General features: G+C 52.8%; 23 protein-coding genes. All 23 read left to right on the top strand.

The window, feature by feature from the left end; translation table 11 throughout:
* Window positions 1-234: 234 nt before the first annotated feature.
* The 23 genes from CEE69_RS05385 to CEE69_RS05270 all read left to right on the top strand — a co-directional run bounded on the left by CEE69_RS05385 (window position 235) and on the right by CEE69_RS05270 (window position 25,638).
* Window positions 235-1,230, top strand: coding sequence for a GDP-mannose 4,6-dehydratase (locus tag CEE69_RS05385; RefSeq protein WP_099259665.1), 996 nt, complete (start codon window positions 235-237; stop codon window positions 1,228-1,230).
* 303 nt (window positions 1,231-1,533) lie between these two features.
* A complete protein-coding gene (gene rfbB / locus CEE69_RS05380) occupies window positions 1,534-2,694 on the top strand; it encodes a dTDP-glucose 4,6-dehydratase (protein WP_099259664.1) in 1,161 nt (386 codons plus the stop codon).
* Window positions 2,695-3,057: 363 nt separating this feature from the next.
* On the top strand, window positions 3,058-4,077 hold the full coding sequence (locus CEE69_RS05375) for a Gfo/Idh/MocA family protein (RefSeq protein ID WP_099259663.1): 1,020 nt from the start codon (window positions 3,058-3,060) through the stop codon (window positions 4,075-4,077).
* Window positions 4,077-5,273 (top strand): NAD-dependent epimerase/dehydratase family protein, encoded by a 1,197-nt coding sequence (locus CEE69_RS05370; protein ID WP_158230968.1) that lies wholly within the window; start codon window positions 4,077-4,079, stop codon window positions 5,271-5,273. Before CEE69_RS05375 ends, CEE69_RS05370 begins: the two co-directional genes overlap by 1 nt.
* On the top strand, window positions 5,270-6,886 hold the full coding sequence (locus tag CEE69_RS31875) for a lipopolysaccharide biosynthesis protein (protein WP_158230967.1): 1,617 nt from the start codon (window positions 5,270-5,272) through the stop codon (window positions 6,884-6,886). The genes CEE69_RS05370 and CEE69_RS31875 overlap by 4 nt, the downstream gene beginning before the upstream one ends.
* Window positions 6,883-8,295: a Coenzyme F420 hydrogenase/dehydrogenase, beta subunit C-terminal domain gene (locus CEE69_RS05355; RefSeq protein WP_099259659.1), complete on the top strand. Its 1,413-nt coding sequence runs from the start codon at window positions 6,883-6,885 to the stop codon at window positions 8,293-8,295. Before CEE69_RS31875 ends, CEE69_RS05355 begins: the two co-directional genes overlap by 4 nt.
* Window positions 8,288-9,550, top strand: coding sequence for a polysaccharide pyruvyl transferase family protein (locus CEE69_RS05350; RefSeq protein WP_099259658.1), 1,263 nt, complete (start codon window positions 8,288-8,290; stop codon window positions 9,548-9,550). The genes CEE69_RS05355 and CEE69_RS05350 overlap by 8 nt, the downstream gene beginning before the upstream one ends.
* On the top strand, window positions 9,550-10,593 hold the full coding sequence (locus CEE69_RS05345; RefSeq protein WP_158230966.1) for an acyltransferase family protein: 1,044 nt from the start codon (window positions 9,550-9,552) through the stop codon (window positions 10,591-10,593). The genes CEE69_RS05350 and CEE69_RS05345 overlap by 1 nt, the downstream gene beginning before the upstream one ends.
* A complete protein-coding gene (locus CEE69_RS05340) occupies window positions 10,590-11,534 on the top strand; it encodes a glycosyltransferase family 2 protein (RefSeq protein ID WP_158230965.1) in 945 nt (314 codons plus the stop codon). Before CEE69_RS05345 ends, CEE69_RS05340 begins: the two co-directional genes overlap by 4 nt.
* A gap of 7 nt (window positions 11,535-11,541) precedes the next feature.
* Window positions 11,542-12,285 carry an FkbM family methyltransferase gene (locus tag CEE69_RS05335; protein WP_099259655.1) on the top strand — a complete coding sequence of 248 codons (744 nt, stop codon included), beginning with the start codon at window positions 11,542-11,544 and terminating at the stop codon, window positions 12,283-12,285.
* Window positions 12,286-12,417: 132 nt separating this feature from the next.
* Window positions 12,418-12,960 carry a dTDP-4-dehydrorhamnose 3,5-epimerase family protein gene (locus tag CEE69_RS05330; protein ID WP_158230964.1) on the top strand — a complete coding sequence of 181 codons (543 nt, stop codon included), beginning with the start codon at window positions 12,418-12,420 and terminating at the stop codon, window positions 12,958-12,960.
* Window positions 12,948-13,868: an NAD-dependent epimerase/dehydratase family protein gene (locus tag CEE69_RS05325; protein ID WP_099259653.1), complete on the top strand. Its 921-nt coding sequence runs from the start codon at window positions 12,948-12,950 to the stop codon at window positions 13,866-13,868. Before CEE69_RS05330 ends, CEE69_RS05325 begins: the two co-directional genes overlap by 13 nt.
* Before the next feature lie 288 nt (window positions 13,869-14,156).
* The gene (locus CEE69_RS05320; protein WP_158230963.1) at window positions 14,157-15,386 is read left to right on the top strand and encodes a class I SAM-dependent methyltransferase; all 1,230 of its coding nucleotides are present in this window, start codon (window positions 14,157-14,159) and stop codon (window positions 15,384-15,386) included.
* Between the two features lie 451 nt (window positions 15,387-15,837).
* Entirely contained in the window at window positions 15,838-16,692 is an 855-nt protein-coding gene (locus CEE69_RS05315) for a glycosyltransferase (protein ID WP_143549164.1), read from the top strand.
* A gap of 30 nt (window positions 16,693-16,722) precedes the next feature.
* Window positions 16,723-17,481, top strand: coding sequence for a class I SAM-dependent methyltransferase (locus CEE69_RS05310; RefSeq protein ID WP_158230962.1), 759 nt, complete (start codon window positions 16,723-16,725; stop codon window positions 17,479-17,481).
* Between the two features lie 369 nt (window positions 17,482-17,850).
* Complete coding sequence (locus CEE69_RS05305; RefSeq protein ID WP_143549163.1) at window positions 17,851-18,669, top strand: glycosyltransferase; 819 nt, start codon at window positions 17,851-17,853, stop codon at window positions 18,667-18,669.
* Window positions 18,670-18,685: 16 nt separating this feature from the next.
* Window positions 18,686-19,993, top strand: coding sequence for a nucleotide sugar dehydrogenase (locus CEE69_RS05300; protein ID WP_099259648.1), 1,308 nt, complete (start codon window positions 18,686-18,688; stop codon window positions 19,991-19,993).
* Between the two features lie 85 nt (window positions 19,994-20,078).
* A complete protein-coding gene (locus tag CEE69_RS05295) occupies window positions 20,079-20,369 on the top strand; it encodes a hypothetical protein (protein WP_143549162.1) in 291 nt (96 codons plus the stop codon).
* Complete coding sequence (locus tag CEE69_RS33815) at window positions 20,366-20,905, top strand: acyltransferase (RefSeq protein WP_099259646.1); 540 nt, start codon at window positions 20,366-20,368, stop codon at window positions 20,903-20,905. The genes CEE69_RS05295 and CEE69_RS33815 overlap by 4 nt, the downstream gene beginning before the upstream one ends.
* 279 nt (window positions 20,906-21,184) lie before the next feature.
* Window positions 21,185-21,925 (top strand): GDSL-type esterase/lipase family protein, encoded by a 741-nt coding sequence (locus CEE69_RS05285; RefSeq protein ID WP_143549161.1) that lies wholly within the window; start codon window positions 21,185-21,187, stop codon window positions 21,923-21,925.
* Window positions 21,926-21,939: 14 nt separating this feature from the next.
* Window positions 21,940-23,094 (top strand): acyltransferase family protein, encoded by a 1,155-nt coding sequence (locus tag CEE69_RS05280; protein ID WP_099259644.1) that lies wholly within the window; start codon window positions 21,940-21,942, stop codon window positions 23,092-23,094.
* 115 nt (window positions 23,095-23,209) lie between these two features.
* A complete protein-coding gene (locus CEE69_RS05275) occupies window positions 23,210-24,403 on the top strand; it encodes a glycosyltransferase family 4 protein (RefSeq protein WP_158230961.1) in 1,194 nt (397 codons plus the stop codon).
* Window positions 24,403-25,638 carry a glycosyltransferase family 4 protein gene (locus CEE69_RS05270; RefSeq protein WP_099259642.1) on the top strand — a complete coding sequence of 412 codons (1,236 nt, stop codon included), beginning with the start codon at window positions 24,403-24,405 and terminating at the stop codon, window positions 25,636-25,638. The genes CEE69_RS05275 and CEE69_RS05270 overlap by 1 nt, the downstream gene beginning before the upstream one ends.
* Window positions 25,639-25,766: the final 128 nt, after the last annotated feature.

Here is a 25,766-nt window from a genome sequence, read left to right as displayed (position 1 = left end):
GTGGATACATCAACAAGAAATCGCAGGGCCCGCCCGGCTCGAAAACGCTGTGGCGAGGGATGAGCCGTTTCGCCACCATCGTCGAAGCATTCGCGGCATTCAAGCAAATGAGTTGTGGGGTATAAAAAGGCTAGAAGCCTATCCCACTGTCCTCCGAGCACGCACCGGGCGGCTCGCGCCACTCCGCTAATACAACCTGAGTCCCTGTGGCCCTGAGCCCCTTTCCTCCTCCTCATGCCCACCGCACTCATCACTGGCATCACCGGCCAAGACGGCTCGTACCTGACCAAGCAACTGCTTGACCGAGGCTACACCGTGCACGGTTTGGTCAGGCGGACCAGCAACACGGTTCGATCAAGACTCGACCCGCTGTTCCACAACAAGGACGTCTACAACAAGAGCCTGTTTCTCCATTACGCGGACCTGGACGACACCACAACAATCCGACGAATCCTCGTCAAAACACAACCCGACGAGCTGTACCACTTAGCCGGTCAAAGCCATGTGGGAGCCAGTTTTGACATCCCAGAATCAACGTGCCAGTTCACCGGCATGGGCACGCTAAAGATCCTTGAGATCCTTCGCGACCTTGAGAAACAACCGCGGTTCTTGCACATCAGCAGCAGCGAAATTTTTGGTCGTCCCGACAAGTCACCCCAAAACGAACTCACACCGATGCGACCAGTCACGCCGTACGGTGTGGCGAAGACTTTTGCGACCCAAATGGTCCAGCTCTACCGTGAATCGTTTGGCTTATTTGCCTGCAACGCGATTTGCTACAACCACGAATCACCACGCCGAGGCGAATCCTTTGTTACCCGCAAGATCACCAAAGCGGCCGCTGAAATCTCACTCGGCTTGAGTGACGAAATCGTGCTTGGGTCCCTCGACGGACGCCGCGATTGGGGCAGTGCTCCCGAGTACACCACCGCCATGCACCTGATGCTGCAACAAGACACTCCAGACGACTACGTCTTGGCGACCGGGAAAACACACAGCGTCGAAGAGTTCCTCGACGCCGCGTTTCAAAGCGTCGGTCTCGATTACAAAGACCACATCAAACAAAACCCCAAGTACATGCGACCGTCAGAAGTCACCCGCCTGGTCGGCGACCCAACCCACGTCAAGAAACAACTCGGCTGGACCCCCGCGACAACCGCGCTCGAGCTAGCAAAACAAATGACCGCCGCAGACGTTGAATCGCTGAAGCGATTGGCTTCTAGCAACTAGCGTTTAGCTTCTAGCTTTCCATAACCCGCAGCGTCAGCAAGTACTCCAGCCTCCTGCCAGCATTTGTCATAACCCGCAGCGTAAGCAAGGCACACCACCTCCCCTCCCAACCCGCCGCGTAAGCAAGCCCCACGCGTAGCCGGATTCGCCAAGAATTCGGACCTGATTCCTGTGGGATAGGCTTCCAGCCTGTCATCCCCACCAACACCCCAACACCCCAACACCCCAACCTTCCCACAACCTGTACTTTCGCCGCCCTTTAACGCTGTTGGCGACAAAGGCCCTTTGTCGCCATCCTCCCCCATGCCACCTACCACTCCCCAACGACTCCTCATCACCGGCGGCGCAGGCTTCATCGGCAGCAACCTCGTCCGCATGGCCCTGTCAGCCGGCCACCAAGTCCTCAACGTCGACGCCCTGACCTACGCCGGCAACCTCGCGTCCCTGTCAGACATCGAGTCATCCCCCACCTACCAATTCGCTCAAGTCGACATCACCAACGCCGCCGCGATCGACGCCACCGTCGCCGACTACCAGCCCGATGCGATCATGCACTTGGCCGCCGAGAGCCACGTCGATCGCAGCATTGATGGCCCCGGCCAGTTCATCCAGACCAACGTCATCGGCACCTTCAACCTGCTGCAATCCAGTCTGAAGCACTACCGCTCGCTCGAGGGCGATGCCAAAGACCGCTTCCGCTTCCTGCACGTCTCCACCGACGAGGTCTACGGCAGTCTTGGCGACGAAGGCCTGTTCAGTGAAACGACGCCGTACGATCCCCATTCGCCGTACTCCGCCAGCAAAGCGTCCTCCGACCACCTCGCCCGAGCCTGGCAGGACACATACGGGTTGCCCGTCATCGTCACCAACTGCAGCAACAACTACGGCCCGTATCAATTCCCTGAAAAGCTGATCCCGGTCGTAATCCTCAAATGCCTGCGAGGAGAACCGATCCCCGTCTATGGCAAAGGCGAAAACATTCGCGACTGGCTGTACGTCGAAGACCACTGCCGTGCCTTGCTAACCGTCATTGAAAAAGGCACTCCCGGCGAAACCTACAACATCGGCGGCAACAACGAACAACGAAACATCGACCTCGTCCATCTAATCTGCAACCTCATGGATGAGCTCTGTCCCAAAGTCCCCTCGCCCCCGGACACGGGGGAGAGGGCTAGGGTGAGGGGGAAAGAAAGCAAAACTCCCCTCTCCACCTCTGGGGGAGAGGGTCAGGGTGAGGGGGAAAAAGGCCACTCGCAACTCATTTCGTTTGTCACCGACCGCCCCGGCCACGATTTGCGTTACGCAATTGATGCCGGAAAAATCAAACGCGACCTCGGTTGGGAACCGATCGAAACCTTCGAAACCGGCTTCCGCAAAACCGTGCGATGGTACCTCGACAACCAACCCTGGTGGCAAAACATCCTATCCGGCGACTACCAACTCGACCGCCTAGGAACGTCCTAGCAACTAGCAACTCTGATCTCATCGCCTTCGTCACCGACCCGCCCAGCCACGCTCCTCAGCCAGTCTCCTTTGTTCAAGGTTGCCATCTACTCGACTCTACGTCGATGCGTCTACTCTAATGGTTAGCTAGGCGACTCTGCAAAAAGTTCCGTCGAGCTGAACTGGATTGCACTACTCCACACTACAGAGATTGCGAAGCAACAACGTACAGATTTTCAAAGCCTGTCACGCTGAGTACGCAACTGTTTTTCACTCTGAGCGTATTGGAAAAGAGCTTAGCATCGTCTCGTTACACTCGGACGGAGATAACTGGCCGGGCTGGAGTCGCTCTGTCTCCCTATAGTTTATTGAGCCGAATCCTAAATGATACTTAAATTAGCCATTGTCGGTTGCGGCGCCATTGCTGAACAGGGGCACTTACCGGGAGCAATGCACTCAAGCGAGGTAGCAGTTACGTTGCTTGTCGACAAGCAACATGAAAGAACCAAGAAGCTAAGCGAGCAATTCAATGTTGCGAATACGTCGGATCAGCTAGCCGATGTTTTAAAGTTCGCGGATGCAGCCGTGGTGGCAACTCCTCCTGGCTCGCACAACTCGATTACTTGTCAACTATTGGAAATGGGGATCCCGGTTCTTCTGGAAAAACCAATCGCACTCACTGCGGCTGAGTGCCAAGAGATGGTTGATTTCGCAAACAAGACCAAAGTTCTGCTAGCTGCAGGTATGACACGCAGGCTGTTCCGAAGTGATCTCTTGTTACGCGACTTGATCAAGGACGAGCTGCTTGGTGATCTGATCAGCTTTTCGATCGAGAATGGTTACGACTACGCTTGGCCGTCAGCGTCAAACTTCATCTTAAGCAAAGAACAAGCAGGTGGTGGTGTCTTGATGGGGCTCGGGTCACACGTTCTGGATTCCTTGATCTGGATGCTTGGCGACCCGGTTGCGCACGAATACTGGTGTGACGCAGAAGGCGGGATCGAGTCCGAGTGTCGTGTAGATTTGGAAATGCAGTGCGGCGCAAAAGGGTCAGTTGAGCTCAGCCGAAGCAGAAATCTTGAGAACCGATTTTTGTTTGAATTTGAAAAGGGGCGATTGGTCGCGCCGTTCTACGGTGACAACATTACGCTCTCCCTAACTAGCGGCGCGCTTGTCTTGAAAGGAAGATCTGTGCCGATGTCAAATCCAGAAGCGCAAGTGCAATCGATGGCTGAAATAATGGCAGAGGAGCTTGACGATTTTGCTCACGCCATTCGTACAGGCGAACCACCGATGGCGACGGCTGCGGACGCTATGCGTTCAATTCGTTTAATTGAACAGTGCTACAGCTCGCCAAAGCTGTTTAACTTTCCGTGGATGGCTGCGATCGGAGGCGGAAAGTAGTGAATATCGATTTTCCTCGTGGCGCCAAGGTTTTCGTCACCGGCGGTTCAGGCTTCGTTGGCGGCCGGTTAATAGAGAGTCTCGTCCGTGACTTTGATGCAGACGTTACCGCGCTCGTCAATCGGCCTTTTGCAGGCGCGCTGCGCATGGCTCGATTTCCGATAAAGACGGTCTTCGCGCCGATGACTGACAAGGCCGCGATGAAAGAAGCGATTCGAGGATGCAGTATCGTGTTTCATCTCGCGTACGCAAAGAATGGTACGGCCAAGGAAATCTATGAGATCACCGTTGAAGGAACTCGAGCTTTAGCGGAAGCGGCTACAGAATGCGGAGTCGAGCGTTTTGTGAACGTGAGTACATCCGCCGTCTATGGAAATAAGAAGAATGCTTTGATCGATGAGTCTGAGCCCCGTATCAAGTGGGGCTGGGACTACTCGGATATGAAGCTGGACGCTGAAAACGTCGTTTTGGATCTCCACAAGAATCAGGGACTGAAGAGCACTGTGTTGCAGGTGTCTGGTGTTTATGGTCCATGGGGGCCAGTATTCACGATTGCTCCACTACGACAGTTGCAGGCCGGAAGGGTTGGAATCCCAAACGAGGGAAAGGGAGTCTCGAACGCAACATACGTTGACGATGTCGTTCAAGCTTTGCTTCGCGCTGGAGTGCATGATGAAGCGGTCGGAGAAATTTTCATGATAAAGGGGCCGGGCCGCATTACGCGTCGTGAGTTTTACGAACACTACCAACGAATGCTTGGTCGAACGGATTCGATGGTATTGCTAAAAGAAAACGAATTCGGTAAGGAACTTCGAGCAAGAAAGCGCAAAGCGACACGTAGTCTGATCCCCGCAGCTGTCGCGTCGCTCAAGGAAAACTCACAGTTCCGTTCGGCGCTCACGGATTCCGGATTCGTAACGCCTCTCAAGTTTGCTAGAGGCCTAGTTCGCAAGAAGAGCGAATCGCCGACTGGTCCTACACCCGCGCCTGCGGAGACTTCAGATCCAACAGGCGAACTTTTTCTACCGCCCGCTTTCTACGCAAAGTATCTCTCAACTGAAACAGAGTATTCAAACGAGAAGGCGAAGCGAATGTTGGGGTTTCAGCCACAGTTTGACATTGACGCTGGAATGGCGATGACGGAACAGTGGGCTCGGTGGGCGCGAGTAATCTCTGGAGACGCTTCACCTTCGTGAGCAAGTCCGACATAGCTAGCGGCACGAACTCTGAGAACGATGGCGTCAAACGCGGCACGTTTTCAGTCAACGTCTTTGCGCAGGTATTCAGCTTCATCGTGTCGATAGGCATTGGCGTGATGCTAACGCCGTACCTGATTCACAAGCTGGGACCCGCATACTACGGGCTGATACCACTCTCGCTAACAATCATCAGCTACTGTGGGATTCTTACCGTCGCAATTAATACGTCTGTCTCTCGATCGCTTATTCAGGCAATCGAGCGAAAGGAGGCGTCCCAGGCGAATTTGATATTCAATACTTCCGTCGCCGTTTGTATTTCCATTGCCGCGATTGTCGCCACCGCGCTCGTTGCTGCGACGACATTTCTGGATCGTTTGGTTTTGGTTCCCGAAGACGGACTTGCACAAGCACGTTGGCTATTCGGTTGCACGGCCGTTTCGTTTGTTGTCTCAACGCTTGTTACGCCGTTTTCGGTTTCTGCGTTTTGCCGCAATCGATTCGAAATCACCCACGCAATCAGCATCACAAGGAACATTGTTCGTGTTTCCATGATTGTGTTTTTGTTCTGGTATACGGAGCCTAGCCTCAAGTCGGTCGGGCTCGCCGGTTTGGCGTCGGTTGTCGTTGAAGCAATCTTGTTGTTTCTGGCGTGGCGTCATCTGTTGCCCGAGATTTATTTTCGAGTGTCGAATGTAGAGTGGGCTACATTCAAGGGACTTTTTTCGACGGGGGTTTGGGTCTCCGTCTTCCAGGTGGGAACCATCCTTCTGCTCAGCATTGATTTGGTACTGGTAAATCGTATTTTTGGTCCTGCGAGTGGCGGTGAGTATGCGGCGGTGCTTCAATGGAGCGCCTTGCTGCGTAACTTTTCGATGTCCTTGGCTGCTGTGTTTGCTCCAACCATCATGGCGTTGTACGGGAAAGGCGATTTTCCGGCTGTCGCTGGCTATGCGATACGTGCATCAAGATTTGTCGGATACTGCATGTCGATTCCGATCGCAATCCTTTGTGGGCTAGCGCCATTTGTACTGAGTGTCTGGCTGGGCCCTGAATTCGCGAAGCTCGCCCCGTTAATGATTGTGTTGGTCGCTCCCTTGTCGATTAATTTGGCAGTCATGCCATTGTTCTCCATCTCGATTGCGGCAGACAAGATAAAGATTCCGGGGATACTGACGATCGGTTCCGGCGTGATCAACTTGTTACTGGCAATTGCCTTGGCGACTCGGACACCGCTTGGGATTCTTGGTGTAGCACTTTCGGGTGTGATTGTTCTTACATTGAAAAATGCGATTTTCACTCCCATCTACGCGGCGAGCAATATTGACCACTCTTGGCGGACTTTTCTGACGCCGCTGATTCGTCTGTCTCTGTTTGCGGGAATGCTCGCTGGTGCAGCCTGGTCAGCAAGCAACATCATCGTGATCGATTCCTGGCTTCACATCATTAGTGTGTCGCTATCCCTGGCGGTTGTGTACTCACTCCTTCTTTATCGCTTCGTTATGGATCAAGAGGATCGGCTCTTTGTAAACGGAAAGATCCACACGCTTGCCTCTCGTTTTGGTTTGGGGTTGCTTTGGGAGAATCTTCCTAGCAGCGTCCGTCGCCCATGAGTTTGCAAAGCACAGTAATCAACAACGGCATGTGCATTGGCTGCGGCATGTGCGCGTCGGCGAATCCGAAAACCTACTCGATCGCGTTGAGTGACAGCGGGATGTACACGGCCGTATCGAGTGGCGAACAGGCCGATGACAAGGCTGCAGTTGTTTGTCCGTTTGGCGATGGCGTTCCAGATGAGGATCAGATAGCGAAAGAGTTGTATCCAGCCGCGACTGGGTACACGCAAGGCATTGGGTACTACGCCGATTGCTACGCCGGGCACGTTAGTGTGCCGGGTATCCGAGACGCTGGCAGCTCAGGTGGAATGGGGACCTGGGTCCTTGTCGAGTTGTTGAACAGCGGGGAGATCGACGGCGTTTTGCATGTCAGTGGGGCAGACGACCGAGATGGGGTTCCGTTCGCCTATACAATTTCCAAGACCGAGCAGGAGATTCGGGCGCGAGCGAAATCGCGTTACTATCCCGTCGAAATGTCAAAGGTCCTACAGCAGCTTCGCCAGCTGGGCGGGCGTTACGCAGTTGTCGGGTTGCCTTGCTTCATCAAGGGGCTTCGCCTACTGGCATCGCAAGATGCGCAGATTGGTGATCGCGTTGCGTTTACAGTCGCGTTGTTTTGCGGCCATTTAAAAAGCAGTCGATTCGCAGATTTTTTTGCGTGGCAAGCAGGAATCAAGCCAGGCCAACTTGAATCCGTAAACTTCAGAACGAAGTTGCCTGATCGTCCGGCCAGCAACTATGGCATTACTGTAAAGGGAGCTGATATTGATCATTGTCGCTCCAATCTAGAGTACTCCGGCAGCAGTTGGGGATATGGATTCTTCAAGTACACCGCCTGTGATTACTGTGACGATGTCGTTGGAGAAACGGCCGACATATCCGTTGGCGATGCCTGGTTGTCCGAATATGTAGATGACAGTCGGGGATCGAATGTCGTTGTCGTACGGAATGAAGTGATTCGGCGTCTGGTTGATGCCGGTGTTACTCGCGGTGAACTTGCTTTGGCAAGTGTAGATCCAGACGTTGTCGTTCAATCGCAAGAGGCTGGCCTGCGCCATCGTCGCGAGGGGCTTTCCTATCGTCTCTTTCAACGTGACAAGCGGGCGCTCTGGCGCCCACAGAAACGCGTTGCTGCAAAAGCCGATCACTTGACACCTCGGCAACATCGGATTTTCGAGCTGCGTGAAGCGATTGCCGCCCAAAGTCACACTGCATTCAAGACGGCAATTGGCGAAGGATCGCTGCAAAAATTCTTCGATTTGATGAAGCCGCTGCTGGAACAGTATGACGCGTTGTATCGGCCAAACGCGTTTGTCCGATTCAAGACGTACGGCAGAAAACAACTTTCAAGGATAAAGCAATGGTTGCTTTCGAGGGCCAAGGACCGGAGAAGTCTGGATGAGTGATCGTATTCTATTCGTTGGAAACGGTTCGTATCAAAATCGTGGCTGCGAGGCGATTGTTCGCGGAACTCTAGAGATCTTGCGAAACACCAATTCATTTCGTGATTTCGAGTTCGACTCAGGCATCTACGCCGATTATGAAACGCTTCAGGCTCAGCAGAAAGAAGAATCAGACCACGGAGTTTCGCATTTCGGGCTTCGCGTAGCGAAGCCACGATTCTCTGCGGACTGGTTTGCAGATCAGGCAAACCGACGCCTGGGCACGAATGTCGCCGGAGTACACTCTCCGTTGCAACGACGCTTGGCGAAAGCGGTAGTTGCCCTTGAACTCGGTGGCGACAACTATTCGTTGGACTATGGGGTCCCCGGCCACTTTTTAGAAATGGACAATTTCATTCAGTCCAAGAATGTCCCTGTCGCTATCTGGGGAGCTTCGATTGGTCCTTTTTCTGACTCGCCAGATTTCGAGAGTCAGATGAAACGTCATCTTTCGCAGTTGACTGGAGTTTTTGTCCGCGAGTCTTTCAGCGCAGATTATCTGAAATCGATTGGCGTGGAAGCGAATGTTCGGCAGGTTGCCGACCCTGCCTTCTTGTTGAAGCCCACGGCTCCGTCTGAGCAGATTCAAGAACTTGTGAAAGACGATCCAATCGGAGTGAATTTGTCGCCGCTCGTGGCGAAGAAGTTTCGGTCGTCGTCAAAAATGCCGTGGGAAATCACACCTGCAGACCTTGAAGTGTTCATAGGTTTTTGCGTGGATTTTCTTTACAAACTATTGAGGGAAACTGATGCCAGTATCGTGCTTGTACCGCATGTGATGTCAAAGCATGTTGGAAGCGACGATTTGTTCCTCATGGAACGGATACTTGAAAAAGTGACCGCCAGTGACCGCGAGCGAATTACGCTAATACCTCCAACGCTTAACGCTGCTCAATCAAAGTGGATCATCGGCAAGTGTCGTGTGTTCGTCGGTGCTCGCACGCACTCCACAATTGCTTCGATAGGATCTGGAGTTCCGACTCTCAGTCTTGGATACAGTCTCAAGGCAAGAGGATTGAATCAAGATGTGTTTGACACCCAAGATTGGTGCATTCCATCTGCCGATCTAACCATTGACACACTGATTTCTTACTGCAAACGCCTGCTTTCCAATGAGCAAGATTTGCGGACGCATTTACGCGATCGCGTACCGCAGATTCGGGAAGCATCCATGAGTGCCGGCGGACACTTAGCACAGTTGTTGCAACGCGAAATTTAGTGTTAGAAGAACACACGAAAGGCAGAGACAATAACCTGAACCTCGTTCGGTTCATCTTGGCGATCCTGGTGATTTATTCTCACAGCTTTCCGCTTTCATTGGGAGGTGATTTCAGCGATCCGTTTAAGCGTTGGCTCGGCTTCGCTCTTGGCGATTTTGCGGTCAATGCTTTTTTCACGATCAGTGGGTTTTTGATCGCAAGAAGCTTTATCCAGCGAAAGTCGCTTGGTCGTTTCGGCCTCGCAAGAGTCGCAAGGATCTATCCAGCGCTATTTGTCGCGGTCGTCTTTTGCATCGTTCCGGTCGGGTTATCGCAAACTTCGCTATCAACACCCGAATACTTTGCGGAAAAGCTTACTCGCAATTTCTTGGTGAAAGACTGCCTGCTAATTCCCGGCAAGATGCAATTTTCGCTTCCGGGAGTGTTTGAAGACGTTCCCTATCCGAATGTGGTGAACGGATCTTTGTGGACATTGCCGTATGAAGTTTCGATGTACGTTGCGATTGCTGCGGTCGGGCTGCTGGGATTCTTGAAGCGGCGCATTGTTGCGCTCGCTTTGTGTTTGGCCATCGTCGTCGCGTTCATCGGAGATTTAGGTGACGGATCGCATGCCATTCGGTTGGGAGCATTCGGTGCCGTCGGCGTTGTGATGTACCTGTTCCAGTCCCAAATCAGAATCGAACGCTCAGTATTTGGGCTGCTGAGCTGTGCTGGGATCGCTATGTCGCTGCTTGGATACGCGAACCTCGGGTCACTCATTCTAGGCAGCTATTGTGTGCTCTGGCTCGGCTTTGTGCCGGGCGGCACCCTTCGTTCCTACAACAAGGTAGGGGACTATTCATATGGGATGTATATCTTTGCCTATCCGATCCAGCAGACTGTGGTGAACTTGTTCCCGGCTGTCGTTCCGTCACAGATGTTTGTTGTTTCAACATTGGCAACATTGCCACTCGCAGTGTTGTCGTGGCACTTTGTGGAACGGCCTGTTTTGCAGAAAGTCAGAAAGCGAAATTTCGTTCCGGAAATGGGGCAGGAAAAGTGATCCAGCCTGCAATCTCCGTCGTGGTCCCACTGTACAACAAGGCGGACTATATCAACGCGACACTGGAGTCCTTGCTGGCACAAACACATGAAGACTTTCAGGTTCTTGTCGTCGATAACGGTTCGACTGATACTGGCTCCCAGTGCGTGCGAGACGTTGCATCGCGGGACAATCGTGTTCAACTGTCTTCGTCACCGAAACAAGGGCCAGGGCATGCAAGGAACTTCGGTGTTCAGAATTCGACCGGACGTTGGATTCAATTTCTTGATGCGGATGACCTGCTGGAGCCCGATCATCTCGCGAACCTAATTGAAATCGCCAACCGGAATCCGGATGCAACGGTGATTGCCGGTGGTTGGAAAGAGTTTGTCGACGGAAATCCGAACGACTTCGTTGCCAAGCGACCAGCCAGTGAGGCAGATCCGACGGAAATTGCGAATGCGACCATTGCCGCATCCCCTTGGGCCGTTCATGCAGCGCTGGTCGACAGGCAGTTGATCTTGGATCATCCATGGCCAGAGCATTTGGACGGCCTTCTTGCCGAAGACAACGCGTTTTGGTTTGGTATTTGTCTTCATGGAAGCGTCGTGTTCAGTTCATCAGCATCCGCACTGTACCGTACACAAACCGAAAACTGTCGGACTCAATCCGGTGACATTCAAAAGTGGTTTGACGGCGTGAACGCTGCGGCCGAGGAAAACGTCAAAGCCCTGCGGGCACTCGGTCGCGAGCCGAACCCACAGCAGGCGTCAGCGCTGATGCGACTGTATTCCGGTCTATACAACCAAGCAATTGAAGCCAATAACACCCAATATGCCAAGCTGGCAGCAGAGAAAGCCAATCATTGGCTAAGTCGTTGCGAGTCCTCGTCCGGTTCGTTGATGCTGCGAAAGCTGATTGGTATTCCTCTGTTCGAGAAAACACGCCGGCTAATCGGCTAAAGCGAAAATGAAGTTCTTACGTGATAGCTATTTCTTGATTCGCCACCTCGGTCGCGGAGTTCCACGATCCATTGGAAAGCACGACTTTCGCTTTGACGAAAGTTTGCGCCGCTGGAATTTCGATCAAGAAGCGGAGGTGCGCGACGGAATCGAATCGAACCTGGGTGCTGGTGAAACGGCGATCGATATCGGTGCCAACTTTGGCATGCATACGTTGTTGATGGCCGACTGCGTTGGCAGCAACGGGAACGTCATCGCGTTGGAACCGATTCCGGAAAACTTGCGGCTGCTGCGTCGCAATATCGCACTGAATCGTTTCGACGACCGTGTCCAAATCACAGCTAGTGCCATTAGCGATCTGGAACAGCCGACGCTGCAGATGGAGGTTGACTCAGACAATCTGGAGCCGAGTGCTGCAATTTCGATGAATGAAAATGCGGTCGGCACAATTGAAGTTCAAAATCAGTCGCTCGATTCGATCACGACACACCTGACCAACCCGGGCAAGTGCTTCGTGAAAATTGATGTGGAAGGTGCCGAAATGTCCGTGCTTCGCAGTGGCATCGATTTCCTGAAACGCGTGCGGCCCAAATTGTTGATCGAAGTCCACGACTATGCACTGCCGCAGTTCGGTGAGTCGACTGAATCGGTTTACGCATTCTTGCGTGAACACGGGTTTGAAATCGGGCAATTGTCCGACATGGCCAACCACAACGGACAATACCACCACATCCTGGCCACCCCGAGCTAAGACGATCTGCTTTCGTAGCGGGACTCGCCAGAGTTCCTGCTGCTCAAGCAGCATAAAAAAGGAATTCTGGCGAATCCCACTACCAGATGAATCGACGGCTCGCGCCACTCCGCTAAGAACAAACGAATAATATTGATCACAGTCGAAAACTTACCGATCGACGGCTCCAAGCTGATCAACACACGTGTGTTCAACGACAATCGCGGCTCGTTCGAAGTGTTCTGGGAACAGGACTTGCTGAAAGCCAAGGACATCTCGTTCGCACCCACCAATGCGCATCATTCCTACAACAGTCGAACGAACACGTTGCGCGGGATGCACTTTCAAAAGGCTCCCCACGGGCAGAACAAACTGGTCTCCTGTATCAGCGGTAAAGCCTGGGACGTGATGGTCGACTTGCGAGCGGATTCAAGCACGTTTGGCAAATGGCACGCGACGGAACTGTCCGCAGCGAGCGGAAACGCCGTGTTGATTCCGGCGGGATGCGGTCACGGCTTCATTACGTTGCAACCGAACACGACCATCGCCTACTTGATCGAAGGCGAATACATTCCCGATGCTGGCCGAGTCCTTCGTTGGGATGACACGAAGGTCGCAATTCAATGGCCGTGCAAGGATCCTATCTTGTCTGAAAAAGATGCTACCGCGCCAGATTGGGAGCAATGCGAGTTTTAGTCACCGGTGCGACTGGCTTCATTGGTCGCTGGATCCTGCCAGCGCTTGCTGCGCGCGACTGCGAAGTCATTGCCGTCAGCAGTAGCCCTAACGCAGCAAGTTGCCACGAATCAACGGCGGGCCAAAGCGATGTGCGATGGATCACTGGTGATCTATTGGACCATTCCGCGATCGCAAGCACGGTTGCACAGGCCAACGCAGACACTTTGGTGCATACCGCATGGGACACAACGCCAGGTACCTACTGGACGACATCCAAGAACCTGGATTGGGTTTCGGCCAGCTTGAAACTGTTTCAAGCGTTTCAGCAATCCGGTGGTAAACGCATCGTGGCCGCTGGTACCAGTGCTGAATACAGTTGGGGTGACGATGCCAATTTGACCGAGGGCGTCAACGAGCAATCCAATACGCTGTACGGCGTTGCCAAGGATTCTCTGCGTCGCACGCTAGAACAATGGGCAGCCGTGAAAAATTTGTCGTGGGCGTGGGGACGTGTTTTTTGTCCGTTTGGCCCACACGAGCGGGTCGAACGGTTGATTCCCAAATTGATTGGTCGCTTGTGCGCAAACGAGCCGATGCCGTTTGACAGCGGGAACCTGATTCGGGACTTCATCAGTGTGCAGGATTTGGGGGACGCCTTCGCGGCGTTAGCGACATCCAGCATTCAAGGACCGATTAATCTGGCGTCAGGTCAGGACACGTCGATTCGCGACATCGTCACCATCCTAGCCCAGCACATGGGGCGGATTGACCAGGTTCAATTCGATAGCTTGCCCGACCCAAAGGGGCAGCCCAAACGCATCGTCGCCGACATTGGCCGGCAAACCAACGAATTGGGCTGGCAGTCGTCGACGACGGTGAAGCAAAGGCTGATCGAAACCTGCGACTGGTGGATCAACAACGGATGACCAACGTTGCCGAACACTCCGTAGTCAGGTTCGAATCTAGCGACCACTGAGTTTTCGATGAGCGGCAGGCCCAGTCATCCGGAAACCCCAATCATCCAGAAGTACAGCCAAGCATTCGGCAACACCGGTGTAAACCGCAAAGAAGCCAGACGTTTAAAAGACACGAACAGACTTTCGACTGCCCAAGCATTCAAGCCGACTATCCTGTCGAGCCCTGACCTTTTCCTTGACATTCCTTCAAACTCCTCGCTACTAGCCCCACGTTAATTCATGAAAAACCTTCACTGTATGAATTGTGGATCGTACGATTTGCAGCGTTTCATTGACTTGGGTGACCAGCCCAATGGAAACCACTTTCCAACGCCTGAGATCAAAGATCAGGAATTGGTCTTTCCGTTCGCAATGATGATCTGCAAGAGCTGCCACCAAGTGCAGTTGGAAGAGTTCCCTGCACCGGAATTTATGTTCAGCAATCACCCCTACGTCACGGGCGTCAACATGCCGGTGGTTGATCACTTTGACTGGATGGCCAAGCGAACGGTCGAACGATTCCGAATTCCTGAAAACAGCTTGGTCATTGACATCGGCTGCAACGATGGAACGCTGCTGCGAAAGTTCCAAGACCACAAGATGCGTGTCCTGGGGGTCGACCCTGGCCGTTTGACTGGCGAATTGTGTCGTGAAGCGGGCACGACCGTTTGTGAGACGTTTTGGAACGAAGCGACCGGTCGCGCGTTAAGCCAGCTGAACGTTCGGCCGCGGCTGATCACGGCGACGGCGGTGTTCTATCACGTCCAAGACATCCACGACTTCATCCGTGGTCTTACCGCGGTGATGGACGACAAGACGATCTTTCTAACCCAGTGTGTGAACTTGAAAGATGTGATTCAGAAGTGCCAGTTCGATCACTTCTATCACGAACACACCATGATCCACTCAATTGGCCCGCTGAAGCGACTATTCGAGGAGCACGGCATGCGGATCATTGACGTGGAACATGTGGACGTTCACGGCGGTTCCTTCTTGTGCTACGTCGGCCTGAATTCGAACGAAAACGTGACGTCACCAGCGGTCGAAAAATGGATCCGTGACGAAGAAAAAGCTGGCTTGTACGACATCGACGCTTACAACGAATTTACGCAAAAGGTCGAAACCAATCGCGACGATCTGCAGAAACTGTTAAAGGGCTTGAAGGATGACGGAAAGAGCGTCTGGGCCTTGGGAGCACCGCTGAAGGGCAGTACGCTGCTGAACTATTGCGACATTGGACCCGACCTGTGCCAAAAGGCAGTCGAGGTCAATAAGTTCAAAATTGGCAAGCTGACACCGGGCACGCATATTCCGATCGAGGATGAAAAGAGTCAAGCCGAACGTCCCGATTACTACCTCGTGCTCAGCTGGAATTTCTTGCCGTTCTTCGTCGAAAAGTACAAGGACTACTTGGCATCGGGCGGCAAGTTCATCGTGCCGAATCCGTCTGTGCACGTCGTTGGCGAAGGTGGCAAAGAAGTTGCTTGATCGATTCCCAGGAAAAGATTGCTGCGAAACGCCTGCGTCCTGATTGATGTCTAAACCAACAAACCTGTTGATTGTCGAAGAGGCCTTGCGGAACCGCGAAGGTCATTGGTTTGAGTACAATCGCGCAACCAAGGCTGCTCTGCAGGAAGTCGGCGATGTGGATGTATCCATGTTGGGCAATATCACCATGGAGCCATCGGTTGCCGAGGAACTGGGGGCAACGCCGCACTTTCGATTTACCGTTTGGGATCAGATCTACAACCAGCCACAGGCTTGGAAACGTTACCTGGGAATCGCCAGACACAATCGACGACTGTACCAGGACCTGGCCAAGCATCTTGTGGTCAGTGATCACTACGACACGGTTTTTGCACCGACCGTTGTGTTGCACCATTTTCTTGGGTACCACAAGATCGCGAAACGATTTGGTGGTCGCAAGTTTCGGCAATTGGTGTTGCTGGTTCGCAATAACATCGCCCTGTACGACAATCAAGGCAATCGGACGTTTCGCGGCACAGCCAAGTTCTGGCGTTGGGCGATCAAGCGCTTTCAGCCCATGTTGGATTCAGGAGCCGTGCGTTTTGTGACGGATAGCGAACGCTTGGCTGATGAATATGAAGAATTGACCGGGATACGGTTTCAAGTACTGCCGCATCCATGCTTGATTGGACTTCAGGCCCCGAGTACACCGGCCGATGAATCGTTCGGCAAAACGGAAAAAAATAGCACAAGCGAGTCCACCAAATCGGTTCGCGTGTTCTTGCCTGGGCCTGCACGATATGAAAAAGGGGCAGACCGATTGGTTGAAGCTGCGAAGCTGCTGAGTCAGCAACAGGATTTGTCGCCGATAGAAATGGTTTTTCAATGGTCTGATGCATTCACGCTGCCAAACGGTTCTATGCTGGGCCCCGACGACTTGCCTGCACTGAATCTTTCGAACGTGACGTTCGATGTGATCACGAAACCGCTCAGCAGTGAAGCCTATCATCAACAGCTTTTGAAGGCTGATCTGATCATTCTGCCGTATCGTCGCGAAGTTTATTTTGCGCGCATTTCGGGCGTTGCAGTCGAAGCAATGATGCTGGGTAAGCCATTGCTTTACACCAGCGATACATGGGTAGACACCATTGCCAGCCAGTTCGATTGTGGCCTGTCGATGGACAACGATGTGGCCGGCGTGGTTGAAGCGATTTCGGAAGCAATAGCGAACCTTGACACGATGGCCCAGCAGTCGCGTGGAGCGGCAGGTGATGTTGCGAGTTTCTTTTCGGCAAAATCTTTTACGTCTAAGTTGTTGAATTCTTAGAGAACATACCTGTCTGAGGATCGGATGATCATGATTGAAATTGCGAACATTCTTGAAGAAACGATTGCGGAATCGAATGACCTTTCTCCATCGTGGGGAGAAATCAAAGAGTACAACGAGCATATGCGGTACCGATACCGCTTGACGTTGGATGACATCACGTCCGTCGGTAAGCAGCTTCGAGTCCTGGAGATAGGTGCCTTCACGGGGGTTGTCTCGGTTTCGCTGAAGAAAATGGGATATTCCGTAACTGCGCACGATATACCGTTCATTGTTGAAGACAAATCGATGAAACACTTTCTGGTCAACAACAATGTAGAATGTGTTGGCTTGGACCTTCAGGACACCGTGTTTCCGATTCAAGACGAAAAGTTCGACCTGATTGTTTTTAATGAAGTGCTAGAGCATTTGTGCTTCAACGCGATTCCACTACTTCGCGAGTTCAATCGACTTCTCGACAATGGGGGACGAGTCTACTGTGCAACTCCCAACCTTGCTTGCCTGCGAAACCGTGTTTATCTGTCGCGTGGAAAAGGGTTCCTAAGTCCGATCTCGTCCCTGTTGCTGCAACTTCAACCCGGGATGGCAACGAGCGTTGGTTTGCATTGGCGTGAATGGACGAAAGACGAATTGGTTGAACTTTTCAACGCGTCCGGCTTCCACGTGGATCGACACTGGTATCGCCAACACATTCGCGGAATAAAGATCAGAAACAGGATCGTGAATGCGCTCTACACCGTTTTTCCTGCCTTGCAACCTGGCCAAGTCGGCGTGTTTAAGAAGGACTAAAGAGTGGCTAACGGGAACAAGCCGAGACGAATCCTTCATTTCTGTCCATTGAGTACGGGCGGGGTTGCAACGAACGCTCATCATCAAGCGACTGCACTTGTAGAAGCAGGCGCTGATGTGACGCTCTTGTGCTCGCCTGAATGGTCGCATGCGGAAACCGAAACGAATTACCGCCAGGTTCGCAAACTTACTGCGCCGCCCAAGCATGGCCAGAGTTCACGAATTCTTAGCCGCTTTCGAACGGCACGCAGCATCCTCGCGAATCATCGGCAATGCGTACGTTCCATACGCGATGGTGCGTATGCAAACGTCTTGTTTGCATCGTTCACTGAGTACTTAGCCCCAGTCTGGGCTCCAGTGCTGAGACGCATGTCAAATCAAGGTGTATGGTTTGGCGCCATGTGCCTTGATCCAGTTCGGGATTATGTCGTTGGGCCGAAATGGTGGCATCGATGGTCAGTCAAGAATGGGTATTCGTTTCTAAGTGACGCATTCGTGCATCATCCGATTGAGCTAGAGACTTTCTCGTCACGTTCAATCGAGCCAACCGTCGTGCCGCATGGGGAATACCCGATGCCGCCGCCGAGTTGCAGCTCAGCCGAGCTGAAGCGAGAGCTCGGAATACCTGATAGCGATAATGTAGCACTTTGCTACGGGCATCTACGCGATAATAAGAATCTGAAGACATCGATCGAAGCGGTAGCGGCAACTCCAGGATATTCGCTGGTTGTTGCCGGTAGCGAAGCCGCTCCCGGCCAAATACAATCCTCCGACTACGTACGTTTTGCAAAAGAGATCGATGCTGAATCGAGTGTGTTCTGGAAAATCGGGTACCAGACTGATCAAGATACATCGAATCTGTTTCAAATGTCGGACTGCATTCTTTTGCCGTACGACAGCAGTTTCGTTTCTGCCAGTGGCGTTCTGTTTATCGCAGTGCCGTTCGAAGTCCCTTTGATTGCATCATGTGGTGATGGGCCGCTTGCTGCAGCTGTTCAGGACTATGGCCTCGGAATTCGAATTCCCAAGCCAACGATAACGCAAGTAAGTCAGGCGTTGAAAAGCGTTGATGAAGTTGCAGAATCGGCCAGATGGAATGATTTTCGGCATGAGCACTCCTACGATCGGAACGCAGAATTGTTGCTCGATCGTATCGCCGTATTTCACAATTTACAAAACCAGGAATAAAGGCATTTAGGCACATATGCGTGTAAGTATTTTCGGAATCGGTTACGTCGGAGTTGTCACCGCCGGCTGTCTGTCTGACCAGGGCCATGACGTGATTTGCGTGGATGTTAACCAGGAGAAGGTTGACAACATTAACAACGGAGTGGCGCCGATTGTTGAAGAGGGGCTTGATGAAATGATTCGTCAGGCGCGGGCCCAAGGCCGTTTGAGTGCAACGCGTGACCACGAGAAAGCAATTGCCGATACTGAAATTTCGATTGTTTGCGTTGGGACTCCATCATTGGAATCCGGTCGCCTGAACCTAAAGTACGCAACCGAAGTGTATGCGCAAATCTGCGCAGCAGTAGAGACAAAACAGTCGAAGCATGTCGTGATTATCAGAAGCACAATGCTGCCGGGTAGCGTACGGAATTTGGTCGAGAATTATTCGAAGGAGCTAATCAAGACAGGTTCTTTGGAAGTGTCTTTCTGCCCAGAGTTTTTGCGTGAAGGCAGTGCAATACAAGACTTCAATCACCCCGGCCTCGCTGTCTACGGGTCATACGGTGACAAGCCAAATGAGAGCCTCGTGACGCTGATGGGCGAATCACAGCTTGTACCACTGGAGGCCTCGGAGTTAGTTAAATACGCCTGCAACTATTGGCACGCAGTGAAGGTTGCATTTGGTAATGAGATAGGACGCATAAGCAAGCATCTTGGCGTGAATGGCCAACATTTGATGTCGATCTTCTGCCAAGACACTCAATTGAATATCTCGCCGAATTACATGAGACCTGGGACGCCATTCGGTGGATCCTGTTTGCCCAAAGATGTGTCAGCCCTGAGCGCTTTCTCAAAACAAGAAGGGATTTCACTTCCGATGCTTGAAAGCATTTTGGATTCAAATGAATCGCACCTGGATCATCTTCTTCGAATAGTCAATAGGGCAGGGGTTAGAAAGATTTTGATTATTGGATTGACATTCAAAAAGGGAACGGACGATCTGCGTAGCAGCCCAATGGTAGCTCTTGCCGAGACACTTCTAGGAAAAGGATTTGATGTCGAGATATTTGATGACAACCTGGAATTGTCACGGCTGACGGGAAGTAACCAAATCGAAATTGACCGCCGGATGCCTCACCTGGCAGCAAGGTTGATCTCCGACTTAGCGAGTGGCATTAAGAAAAGTGAGCTGGTGGTGTTTTCTCAATCACCCGTTGGCCTCTCAGAGGCGGCCAGCCACTTTACGAAAGACAAGGTGATTGTCGACGTCAACGGGATAGCTGAACTTGAAACATTCGGGGGCAGATATGAGGGGCTTTGCTGGGATTCGCTCGGGGAATAGCCCCTCGGAAAAATTGCCCCCTTTGGTGTGGTCGAAATGCAACCGACTGTTTGCAAATGGAGATGAAGTCACGGAGAACCGCCAAGTGAATTCCGCGATCGGTATGTTGATCGCGGAGACCGTTGGATCTGTTTTCGCACGTCGTTACGTCATGTCGCGCGACGGGAAACGGCGCGAGTTAGTAGGTGCCGTGACCGAAGTAGAAGTCAAGTTATTGGCGGATCTGATTCAGAAACACACACTGGCGAATGCTTTGGAAACCGACATTGCCAATGGAAAGATCGTACGGGATACGCTTTTCGATCACGCCACCAATGATTGCCCAGCAATCGCAAGCGACTTGATCAAAACTACTCCAAGTGTGTTACCATTATGAATCTTCGCGTTCTGGCCGGTAGTCTGGCGGCGTTTGGATATAACCACATCGTGGGAAAGCTTCCTTCACGTCTCGTTCGCTCGCTTTACTTGCAAGCCTATTTGAGGCGGCGTGGACAAGGAACTGGCATTCAGATGGGGTGCCGGTTTCTGAATGGACGCCGCGTCTCGTTCGGCGATCGCAACGTGATTAACTTTGGCTGCCTGCTGGATGGACGAAAGTTTAACATCACAACGGGCAGCGATGTATCGATCGGTCCCGAGGTAGCCATTTTGACATTGGGACACGATCCGCAATCGCCGGATTTCGCGGACCGCGGCGGTGATGTGGTGATCGGCAATCATGTTTGGATTGGTTATCGCGCAACCGTGCTTCCCGGCGTGACAATTGGCGACGGTGCTGTTGTTGCGGCCGGCGCGGTGGTCAGCAAAGACGTTGATCCCTACACGATTGTTGCCGGTGTTCCTGCCAAGCCGATCGGAACACGGACAAAGGACTTGACCTATCAACTGAACTACAATCCGCTGTTGCTTTAGCGGTGAGGTAGCCGTAGTAAGCGTAGGCCATGACCTGTCCTGGCGATGATTGCACGTAGGGCCGGCTCCGCCGGCCAATCTCGGATTCGAGCGACTGCAGCGACCGGCCCACCACCACAGCAGTATTTGCTAATCATGAAAGTTTGCAGTCTGGGCTTCAGCCTGAATTGGTCAGGATTAGATTCCGCCTGAAGGCGGTGCTGAGAACAAGGTAGGACAATCAAGTTTCTCAAGACGCTCGCAAACGCTGCCGAACATTCCTTGTTGCGATCAAAGAAATTGACGCTCTTCCTTTTGCTCAGCAACGCAATCACACTTGCGACGCTGGTTGTGATTTGTTGGTACTACCGCGTGCCTGGCAAGTTTTATCGTCGGCTGGTCGTTGAATCTCGCGTGCCCGGCGTTAACGAGAGCTTTGAATCGAATCGCTTTTACGCGACCAGCCGCCAATTGTTTGATCTGTATGCAGCATCAAATCCTTCCGACACGCGACCAGCGACGCTGGTTTTGGGGGACAGTCAGGTTTCACTTGTCAATTGGAACGAAATGTTGCCAGGCTTCGATGCAGTGGGGCGAGGCATTCCGGGCGATACGGTTGCTGGGCTTTCGTATCGGATTGGCGACTACCAGGACCACCAACCTGCAACGTGTGTGTTGATGATCGGAACCAACGACGTGCTGACTGATCGACCGTTCATAGAAACCGAAGCAGCGTATCGTGACTTGGTTCAGCATAGCCTGGACATGTGGCCGAACTCGCGGATCGTATTGGTCAGCGTGCCACCGTTTTCCAAGTGGGTCACCAAGGCGGAAGCGAAAAACAATCGCGTCAAACAGATGAACGTCTTTTTGAGCAATTTGGCTGGCCAGTCACCACGGACGATTTACACAAACTTGCATGACGCCATCATCGATGCAGATCAATACCTCGCGAACGAAATGACCATGGACGGCGTTCATCTGAACGCTGCCTCGTATTCCGTTTTGCGAAATCAACTTCAGGCCATCGGCGCGAATTAGTCTGGCATTCGCAGATGGCAATTTCCGAAACCCAATCTGACTTTCTGAATCTGACGCGATGGATCGCTGCCGGTTTGGTTGTGCTAGAACACGCGCGTAGTCTATTGTTTGTCGACTACGGCCAAACCGAATCGCCTGGAATACTGGATAAGGGGTTTTACTTTGCGACTGGCTTTGGCCACGAGGCCGTCGTGATCTTTTTCGTCACCAGCGGATTTTTGGTTGGCGGAACGGCCTGGGATTTGTTTCAAAAAGAACAATTCGAATGGCGACGCTACATGGCAGATCGAGCAAGCCGATTGTACGCAGTGTTGATTGTCGCCGTAATTTTGGGTGGCGTCATGGATTGGATTGGCGGGAACTATTTCAACGCGTTTGGATTCTATACGGACCAAACGCCTGAACCGGTTGCTGTGGTGGGGGAATCGTTCTTAGATCGATTGTCACTCCGTCACGCGGCTGTCAGCTTGATCATGTTTCAAGAGGTATGGCTGCCGTCATTCGGCAGCAATGGTCCGTTGTGGAGTCTTGCCCATGAATGGTGGTACTACATTCTGTTTCCGCTGTTGCTGGGCGTGTTGAAGGGCCCCGCATTACCACGCTTGGTATGCGCTGGTCTGGGCATCTTGCTGTGCTGGCTACTGACGCCATACATCTTGATCTTGTTTGGTGTCTGGTTGCTGGGTGTTCTCGGGTGGAGGTTGAACGCCAGGCGATGGTTTTCACCGTTCTTGGCTTTACCTGTTTTCTTCGCAAGCCTGTTGATGATGCGACTGGAGGTTCACCTGTTTCCGTACTCACACCAGTACTTATTGGGGCTTGGGTTTGCAATTTTGCTGAACTCAGTTGCGGGGGGCGAGAATCGCTTTTGGCTACAAGGTTGGTCACGCTGGCTAGCCGATTTTTCGTACTCGCTTTACTTGATTCATCTGCCCGTCATCCTGTTCATCACCGCTGTGCTTTTCGCTGCTGGTGATCGACTGACACGCTACGAACTTAATCTGACGACGTGCTTGTTGTTCCTGGCCGTGGTCATGGCGGCGTACTTGGTCAGCTTTGTCGTTTCGTTGTTCACTGAAGCCAAAACTCGCCACATTCGTGATCGGTTGTACAAAGCGATCGGCGTGGGTTCTAGCAACACTGGCGCAGATGTCACGAGCAAAACATAAACATTCTGACGTGCCAAAGCTCGCGATCCATTTCGTTCGATTCGGTCACTACCACCTTGCAAGGCTGCGTAGCGCGGTACAGCAGTTGACGGCAGTCGGCTGGAACGTTCACGGCATGCAGATTTGTACGTCGGACGCCATCTACGCATGGGATCCAATCGATGCAGACAATGACAGTGTAAGTGATTCTAGCACCGTCGAATCGGGGGTTGTCAGCACGATCTTTCAGGCCGGACACTACGAGGACATCAGTCGCACAAAAATGCGTGACGGCGTCAACAATTACTTGGATCGCGAGCGGCCAGACGCCATTGCGGTCTCTGGGTGGAGCAGTGCTGACGCACGTTTTTGTCTGCAGTGGGCACAACGCAACCATTGCAAAACCATTTTGATGAGCGAAACGCGACGCGCTGATGGCGACCGCCTTTGGTGGAAAGAGGCCTTGAAGTCACGAATTGTACGAAAGTTCGACGCCGCTCTCGTTGGCTCGCAGTCTCATGCTGATTACTTGGCGGAGCTTGGATTGGCAACGGACAAGATTTTCCGTGGCTATAACGTCATTGATGACGACTACTTTGCCAGTTCGACCCAGAAAGTGCGGGACAACACAAGGCAGAAGACCACAACGCCGTTCTTTTTGGCCAGCAACCGGTTTGTTGAGATCAAGAATCTGCGTCGCGGGATCGAGGCGTTTGCGGGTGCGATGCGAAAGGAGAGTACACGGCCTTGGGATCTGTGTTTATTGGGCGATGGTCCGCTGCGGGAATCGCTCATCGATCGATCCCGGGAATTGGGGTTGAAAGTAGTTTTGGGAAGGCCTTGGGACGAGCCGTCGCTGGACGCGATCGGCCCCTCACCCTTAAACACTCTCCCCGAAAAGGGGCGGCGGGGTAGCGGCGAGAAACCGTCTGAAAGTCAATTTGACGAGCCCACTGTTTTTTTTCCCGGGTTTCAGCAAATCGATGCACTGCCGGAATACTACGCTCGCGCGGCGGCGCTCTTTCATCCGGCGACCAGCGAGCCTTGGGGATTGGTCATCAATGAGGCGATGGCGTCGGGATTGCCGATTCTGGCCAGTCGCAATGGGGGTGCGGCGGAAACCTTAATCGTCCAGGATGAGAACGGGCTGCTATTCGATCCAGAGGATATCCAAGCGATGACCTTGGCAATGGCTAGGTTCATGCAGATGCCATTGGAAACACACGAAGGCTGGGGACAACGCTCTCGTGAATTGCTCGAACAACGCATGCCCACGTCGGCATTCGGTAAGGGGCTGCGAAAATTGTTGGATAGCAGTGAGTTGGTTTGATGAGCGGGCCCCCTCTCGCAACTCGTGACTCGCATTTCGCAAATGATTCGATACTCGAACTTGATTCAAGGTCTTGGATCGTTTCCCAGCTCGGAGCCCGCGAACATTTCGCTATTCCGCGAGCGTTGCTCGCCGCCGGACGATTGGACCGCTTGATTACAGATGTCTGGTGCCCGCCGAGTTCTTGGCTGCGGAAAGTGGGAGCGCTAGATCGGTGGCATGATCGATATCACGGCGATCTCGCGGATGCAGCGGTAAAAGCGTGGCCGGCCTCGTTCGTTCGTGAGGAGCTTTCGGCTCGTCGAAAACGTTTGCGAGGTTGGGATCGAATTCGGCATCGCAACCAATGGTTTCAAAATCGTGTTGCGATCGAATTGCAGCGGATAGCTGATTCGGATCGCCGCTTCTTTTCTTATAGTTACACGGCATCACGATTGCTTCCGTTGTGCCGGGACCGCGGCTGGACGAACGTGATTGGCCAGATCGATCCAGGTCCGGAGGAAGAACGGATCGTGGCGGCCGAACACGAACGCTATTCTCATGTTACTTCGAGCTGGCGGCCAGCTCCAACGGCGTATTGGGATGATTGGCGCGGTGAGGTGGAAACGGCGGACCAAATCGTCGTCAATTCGCCGTGGTCGGCGCAGTGCTTGGCGACAGAGGGCATTGAGGAAGCGAAGGTCCGAGTGATCCCGTTGGTGTTTCAAACGGCGAGACATGGGACGGACATTCACCCCATCCCACGGAATCAAGAATCGCTGGATGTATTGTTTCTGGGGCAGATCAATTTGCGAAAGGGCATCGGTCGTTTGATCGACGCGATGCGGTTGTTAAAAGACGACTCACGAATCCAATTGACCCTGGCGGGCCCGACGGAAGTTGACACATCGCTGTGGGCGGATCTACCCCATGTGAGTTGGATCGGGCCGTTACGTCGCAGCGAGGTGATGGATATTTACGGTCAATCGGACGTATTTATCTTGCCAACACTATCAGACGGCTACGCATTGACGCAGTTGGAAGCGTTGGCGGCTGGCGTTCCCGTGATTGCGTCACGGCGGTGCGGTGAGGCCGTGACACACGGCGAAAACGGATGGTTGCTGAAGGATCTCGAACCGGCGTCGATTGCCGCGGCAATGGTGCATGCCTGCGAGCAACGCGACGAATTGAAATGGGGCAATGCATCGCGAACCTTCGGCATCGAGCAGCTTGCCGAGCGATTGATCAAGATATAGATCGTCGAGTCGGGTAATTGTCCCCCGGCGACCTATTCGAAAGCCAGAAACACGGGTCCGTTCGGCGAAATGCCGTCGCACCGACACTCTAAAAATCCACGATTGTCATTTCGGTAGCCCTGAACTAC

It is taken from the genome of Rhodopirellula bahusiensis (genome assembly GCF_002727185.1).
Classification (GTDB): domain Bacteria; phylum Planctomycetota; class Planctomycetia; order Pirellulales; family Pirellulaceae; genus Rhodopirellula; species Rhodopirellula bahusiensis.
This window is presented reverse-complemented; position numbering and strand designations above follow the sequence as displayed.

Coding starts and splice junctions, on each gene's coding strand:
- CEE69_RS05280 (WP_099259644.1), top strand. CDS start 21,940: ATGGCAATTTCCGAAACCCAATCTGACTTTCTGAATCTGACGCGATGG.
- CEE69_RS05275 (WP_158230961.1), top strand. CDS start 23,210: ATGCAGATTTGTACGTCGGACGCCATCTACGCATGGGATCCAATCGAT.
- CEE69_RS05355 (WP_099259659.1), top strand. CDS start 6,883: ATGAGTTTGCAAAGCACAGTAATCAACAACGGCATGTGCATTGGCTGC.
- rfbB (WP_099259664.1), top strand. CDS start 1,534: ATGCCACCTACCACTCCCCAACGACTCCTCATCACCGGCGGCGCAGGC.
- CEE69_RS05300 (WP_099259648.1), top strand. CDS start 18,686: ATGCGTGTAAGTATTTTCGGAATCGGTTACGTCGGAGTTGTCACCGCC.
- CEE69_RS05335 (WP_099259655.1), top strand. CDS start 11,542: ATGAAGTTCTTACGTGATAGCTATTTCTTGATTCGCCACCTCGGTCGC.
- CEE69_RS05320 (WP_158230963.1), top strand. CDS start 14,157: ATGAATTGTGGATCGTACGATTTGCAGCGTTTCATTGACTTGGGTGAC.
- CEE69_RS05270 (WP_099259642.1), top strand. CDS start 24,403: ATGAGCGGGCCCCCTCTCGCAACTCGTGACTCGCATTTCGCAAATGAT.
- CEE69_RS05305 (WP_143549163.1), top strand. CDS start 17,851: ATGTCAAATCAAGGTGTATGGTTTGGCGCCATGTGCCTTGATCCAGTT.
- CEE69_RS05325 (WP_099259653.1), top strand. CDS start 12,948: ATGCGAGTTTTAGTCACCGGTGCGACTGGCTTCATTGGTCGCTGGATC.
- CEE69_RS33815 (WP_099259646.1), top strand. CDS start 20,366: ATGAATCTTCGCGTTCTGGCCGGTAGTCTGGCGGCGTTTGGATATAAC.
- CEE69_RS05350 (WP_099259658.1), top strand. CDS start 8,288: ATGAGTGATCGTATTCTATTCGTTGGAAACGGTTCGTATCAAAATCGT.
- CEE69_RS05385 (WP_099259665.1), top strand. CDS start 235: ATGCCCACCGCACTCATCACTGGCATCACCGGCCAAGACGGCTCGTAC.
- CEE69_RS05310 (WP_158230962.1), top strand. CDS start 16,723: ATGATTGAAATTGCGAACATTCTTGAAGAAACGATTGCGGAATCGAAT.
- CEE69_RS05375 (WP_099259663.1), top strand. CDS start 3,058: ATGATACTTAAATTAGCCATTGTCGGTTGCGGCGCCATTGCTGAACAG.